This is a genomic window from Candidatus Phytoplasma gossypii, assembly GCF_030586975.1.
GTDB lineage: Bacteria > Bacillota_I > Bacilli_A > Acholeplasmatales > Acholeplasmataceae > Phytoplasma > Phytoplasma citri.
The window spans coordinates 1-5,523 of the sequence record NZ_JAOSIT010000033.1; the positions used below are offsets into that span (position 1 = coordinate 1).

Here is a 5,523-nt window from a genome sequence, read left to right on the forward strand (position 1 = left end):
AAGTTGTCAAACATGAATTTGACACAAATGATTGCCATTATTTATTATTATGCGGAAATACAAAATCACAATCACAACTTGCCGAACAATATTGCGAAAAATGGAAAAGTTGGATGAGACAATGTTACATCAAATATGGTAATTATTATTCAGAAGGTGAAATCCGTGACAAAATAGGTCGTTCTTCTCGCGCGCTTTATGATGAAAACGGGAAAAGTCATTGGTATTCTTATAAAGAAAATCCTTGGTATATGAAAGATGAATGGATGATTGATGATCAACCATGTTCTCAAGTATATTGCCAATTTTTAGATACTACTCGTCCCCCTCTAAAACCTCCAGAATTAACATAAACCTAGAAAGGAAATAAAAACCTATGTTCATTAATAAAATCTTACCAATTTTACCAAATAATCTCCTTTTATTTATCATTACCTTATTGTTGTTATTTCCGCTAACCACCATTTGTTATGCCGTTAAGTTCTATCTTTTTACCGTTAAATTAAGTATCCGCCACCTCCAAAAAAGCATCATGGTCCAATTTTACCAATATTTAACCACCAAGTAACCGAATCATCATGTGGCATCTCTTTGATCCTTGGTTAACCAAGATAAACCATCTGCTTCAACGAATAAGTAGTTCTTTCTTAACTTACCAAAATCAATGGTTAAATTTAGGTTTATTCACAATTATTTTATTATTTCTTCCCCATTTATTATCTTTAATTGATTTTATCCTTAAAGTTTTTTATCACCTTTTGTGTTTCTTTTATTATTTAGGAAAATATCTGTTATTATTATTGAAAAAAATTTTTAAGAAAGAATAATTATGATGCGCATTAAAAATTTAAATCAACGGACCAAATTATGGTACCAACACCGTCAAAAATATATTAACGCTTCCGAAATTGCCTCCATTACTGGATTAGATCCTTTTCGTTCCATGGAACAGTTAGTCCATGATAAACTCTTTGGCGCCCCTTTTACCGCTAACCAATATACTCTCCATGGACAAAAAATGGAACCGATTGCCAGAGCATTTTTCAGCCAAAAAACTCATTTACCTTTCGAAGATGCTATCTTTGTCGATGATCAAGTTCACCTTTTTTCTGCTTCTTTAGATGGTTACAACGAACAACATCAAGCTGTTTTAGAAATTAAATGTCCTTTTGTGAATGAAAACCAAGAAGTCTCATCAACTTGGACTAGTTTTTTAACTTGCCCTGAGTTAGAAAATATCCCTCAATACTACTGGGCCCAAGTCCAATGCCAACTTTTTTGTTCCCGAGCAAAATTCGCTTACTTTTTAGTTTATTTTCAGGACACTCATTATTATGTGGTGCGGATTTATCAAGAACAAACCTTTATCACGAAAATGATTGAAGATAGTCAAAAATACTTAGCCTTTTTAAACAACACTAAACAAGAATTAGCTCAAACCACTTATTTAAAACAATTAAGTAAAATTAAATAATTAATTAATACTTTTTGAGACCTTCATCAGAAGGTCTTTTTTTATGCCCAAATTGAGATTAAAAGAAGAAAACCATGAAAACCACCAAAAAAGAATTTATTGACGATTACGGAAGTAAAGTGATCCAAAAATACAACCCCCACCAACAATTAATCACCGAAATACATTATTATCGCGGCACTGACGCGATCAATTATATCATGCATTATAATCCCTTAACTGGTCACAAATTAAAACAAATCAAATATCATCAAAATTTCGTTATCGATCAAATGATTGAATACGATCAAGTGACTGGTAAAGCCACCAAAGAAACCCGATATTGTCAGTTTGATGACCAAATTATCCATTATATTGCCGAATTTGAGAAAAACACTGGCGCATTTATGAAAGCAATCGCCTATCGTTCGGATGGCCAAACTATTTGGTATGTCGATGAATACGATAAAGATAAACCTAAAAGAACTCATTATCGATCTGACGGCAAAACTATTGCTTATGTAAACGAATACGATAAAAAAACTAGAAATCAAGTTAAACAAATCAAATATAGAACAGGCGGCAAAACTATTCATAGTATATTTGAATACGATAAAGACACTGGGAGAAAGATAAAAAAAACTGTGTATCGAGCCGACGGAAAAAATATTGATTATATAAAGGAATATGATCGAAATACTGGCGCACCTATTAAAAACATTTATTATCTTTAAAAAATCCCTCAAAAAAAAGGAGAAACTATAATGAAATTAATTGTTTTTGAAGGCTTAGATGGGAGTGGCAAAACAACACTAATTCAGGCGCTTAGTCACCAATTGACTCCCTTTCCCAAAGTTTATCCAGGATTAGGCAGTAGCACGATTGGTAAAGAAATACGAGATTTATTTTTAAATTTTCCCCAAGTAGATTATCTGACCCGTTTTTATTTAAGTTTGGCTAATATGACCCAAATCCAAGCGGAATTATTTAACCACCACCCATTAATTATCTGCGATCGTTGGTTGCCATCTACCTATGCTTACCAATTATTTCCTTTTTCTCAAGAAAAGCAACAACTTTTATCGTTAAAAAAGATTTTTCAGATTCATCATGAAACTATCTTAAGCAAACCTGATTTATTAATTTATTTAGATATTGAGCCCCTTGTTGGCATAACCCGTAAAGAAAACCAAAAAAATCACCAAAGTGATTTCATCGAACAAAAACCGTTAACTTATTTTCAAACCGTTCGCCAAGGATACCAACATTATCTCACTCATTATACTAGGGGCATGAAAAAATTAATCTTAAACGGAAATGATCCCATACCATCCAATATCAAAAAAATTATGAAATATTTAGGAGCAAGCAAATAATGGCTATTATCGTTAAGAAAAAATGTCAAAATGGTAATTTATATATCTATTATAGCAACGGCAAAATTAAAACCATCAAACCTGATGGCACTGTCACTTGGAAAACCAAAAACATTAAGACGAAAAAGACCTTAAAAAGGTCTTTTTTTATTAAGAAAGGAAAAAAATAAATGAAAGCATTAACTAATTTAGCTTTTGAACAGATTAAAGTTTTTAAGCCGCATTCTTTATGTGTTCAAATCACAAAACTGATTATTGACCCTCCTCTTTTCCACCATCCTTTTCAGGAATATATGAGCCAACATCATCATTTCTTAAATCAATATTTCATCAATCACCACTACAACTCCCAAAGTCAAAAAGTAATTCGCGGTAAAATCAATGAATATCTTATTTTATTCTATTTTCAAAACCAAGGAATCATTCATTTATATCCTCAAGCTTATTTATTCTTTATCCCTGATATTAAATTTGATTTAGTGTTATTTACGAAAACCAAACGAATTATCGCGTTTAATTTTAAAACTTGTTTACGGGACCGTTATAAACAAGCCGTAGTGGAAGCCCAACAACTCAAAAAACTCGATACGCGTTTTGAATTTTATTTATTAACTAATAACGCAACTGAAACCCAAAGATTAAACAAGAAAATCACCCAAGGCAAAATCCTCGGGATTAATCAAGTTATTGACTTATTTTCTCCGCGCGCTAACCACTTCTTACACACTTTAAGGATAAACCAATTTATTCCCTTTCCCGATATTAATATCATTAAAAAAGAAAAAGGAATTAAGCGATAATGTTAACCAATGAACAAAAAGCCTTAAAACAAATTATCACCTATCTAAACCAAAACAAAAGGGAACAATTACAGTTTTATTTTGACCTAATTGATCCCCAATGGTTTTTCGAGCCCCAACATCGTCAAATCTTTCAAGCCTTAAAATATTTAACTTTAGAAAATACTCCTCCTTATCCCGTGGATCAAAGCCCATCATCCGCTGCGCTCATTTCCCAATTACTAACTTATCTCCAAACCCATTTTCCTCAAGATCATTTTACTAACACATCTTTAGATTTTTTAAATGATGATCTTTGCCAAGAAAATAACCTAGATTGCTTAACTAACTTAAAACACACTTATACCCAAGAAAAACTCTTCCAACAACTCTTAAAAATAATTAAACCTACTTTTGACCATCCCGATCCTTATCATCGTCATCTTTACTACCAAGAAATTTTCGCTAAATTAAGAAAATTTATGGCTTGGCTTCCCCCCCATTCTGACCAAACCTTATTCACAATCTCCCAAATGGCTACCGTTCATCCTGAATTTTTTAACACTGATCGCCAAGCCCAAGAAACGATCAGCGCCGAATATTACCGTTTTTCCCAGAACTTCCGCGGTTTAAATCAAGCCACTAACGGCTTTAAAAAAGGCCAAGTGATTACGATTGGCGGTTATACGGGTTTAGGGAAAACTAGTTTTGTTTACCATCTGCTCTTAGATATCTCCCGAACTAATTGTCAAGAAGCAATTCATTACCCGCCGATCTTGGTCTTTTCTTATGAAATGACTTTAGCGGAAAATTTAAGTCGTTTATTAGCGAACTTAACCCAAATCCCCCTTGAAGTTATTTTTACCAAAAATTGGGAAGAGACAGGCATTTCCCCTGCCCTTTACAAGGAAAGGATGAGAATAGTCCAACCTTTCTTGAACAATCTCAAGATTACTTTTAGTTATGATCCTACCAGAAACATTGATTATATCCTGGATTTAGTTTATCGGCGTCATTTAGAACAACAAATAGAGATGGTGGTGATTGATCATCTCCAAATTACCAAAGCGACTCATCATTTAGAAAATGATCGTCTGGCCATTGACGAAATTATGACGAAATTAAAAAAACTGGCTGTGGAATTAAAGATCGTCGTTATTATTCTCTCCCAATTTTCCCGCGATACTTACCATAATTATTCAGGAAAATCCCCCACGATTACCGCTTTAAAAGGGAGTGGGGGCATCGAAACCAATTCCGATCTGGTCTTAATGATGGCGGAATTCCAACCGAAATTAAGTAAAACCCGCGAAAAGCCTTTTAATATTTATAATTATGATTGCCAACAATTATATGCTAAAGCGCGTGGTCATGAATCCCAAAAAATCATTGAATTAGCGATTAAAAAGAATCGGAGTGGCGCCAAAAAAGACTTGCTTTATCATTTTGAAATGACTACCCAAACCTTTCAAGAAATCGGTTATGTTTTACCTTATGCTGAAGATGATGATGAAGATGATTAAAAGGAGAAAAAGATGAAAAAATCAAATCGCGAGAAAGTTAATGTTTTTGACGTTGTTAACGATTGTTTAAATAATGAACAATATAAAACGCAAATAGATATTTTTAATAATCCCTTACAAAAAAGAAAATTTGATGAATTTTATACAACTGAAAAAACAGTTGATTGGTGTTTCGAAACCTTAAAAAAAGAATTGCCAAAATTAGATCTTGATTTTAATGAATTTTTTTTTATTGAGCCGTCTGCTGGAACAGGAAATTTTTATCGTAAAATGCCTCCCCAGAAAAGAATTGGAGTTGAAATTAATCCCGAACTTAATCAAGATTATTTTATTTCTGATTATTTAGATTTTGAACCCAAAAATAAAACAAAAAATCTAGTTTTTGGCAATCC

Annotated in this window: 6 protein-coding genes and 2 pseudogenes; all 8 read left to right on the plus strand. The window is 32.7% G+C overall.

Translation table 11 applies throughout. The features are described 5' to 3' along the window. A pseudogene (locus OC698_RS02520) lies at positions 1 to 353 on the plus strand (hypothetical protein); the annotation flags it as partial. A 479-nt stretch (positions 354 to 832) separates the two neighbouring features. After that, positions 833 to 1,474, plus strand: a complete 642-nt coding sequence (locus tag OC698_RS02525; RefSeq protein ID WP_304513148.1) for a YqaJ viral recombinase family nuclease — start codon at positions 833 to 835, stop codon at positions 1,472 to 1,474. A 74-nt stretch (positions 1,475 to 1,548) separates the two neighbouring features. Further along, positions 1,549 to 2,187, plus strand: a complete 639-nt coding sequence (locus tag OC698_RS02530; RefSeq protein ID WP_304513143.1) for a DUF2963 domain-containing protein — start codon at positions 1,549 to 1,551, stop codon at positions 2,185 to 2,187. A gap of 30 nt (positions 2,188 to 2,217) precedes the next feature. Next, complete coding sequence (locus OC698_RS02535) at positions 2,218 to 2,829, plus strand: dTMP kinase (RefSeq protein WP_304513144.1); 612 nt, start codon at positions 2,218 to 2,220, stop codon at positions 2,827 to 2,829. Beyond that, a complete protein-coding gene (locus tag OC698_RS02540; protein ID WP_304513145.1) occupies positions 2,829 to 2,999 on the plus strand; it encodes a hypothetical protein in 171 nt (56 codons plus the stop codon). Before OC698_RS02535 ends, OC698_RS02540 begins: the two co-directional genes overlap by 1 nt. After that, positions 3,000 to 3,629 carry a hypothetical protein gene (locus OC698_RS02545; RefSeq protein ID WP_304513146.1) on the plus strand — a complete coding sequence of 210 codons (630 nt, stop codon included), beginning with the start codon at positions 3,000 to 3,002 and terminating at the stop codon, positions 3,627 to 3,629. It abuts the gene before it with no gap. Next, positions 3,629 to 5,131, plus strand: coding sequence for a replicative DNA helicase (locus OC698_RS02550; protein ID WP_304513147.1), 1,503 nt, complete (start codon positions 3,629 to 3,631; stop codon positions 5,129 to 5,131). The genes OC698_RS02545 and OC698_RS02550 overlap by 1 nt, the downstream gene beginning before the upstream one ends. Before the next feature lie 12 nt (positions 5,132 to 5,143). Further along, a pseudogene (locus tag OC698_RS02555) lies at positions 5,144 to 5,523 on the plus strand (hypothetical protein); the annotation flags it as partial.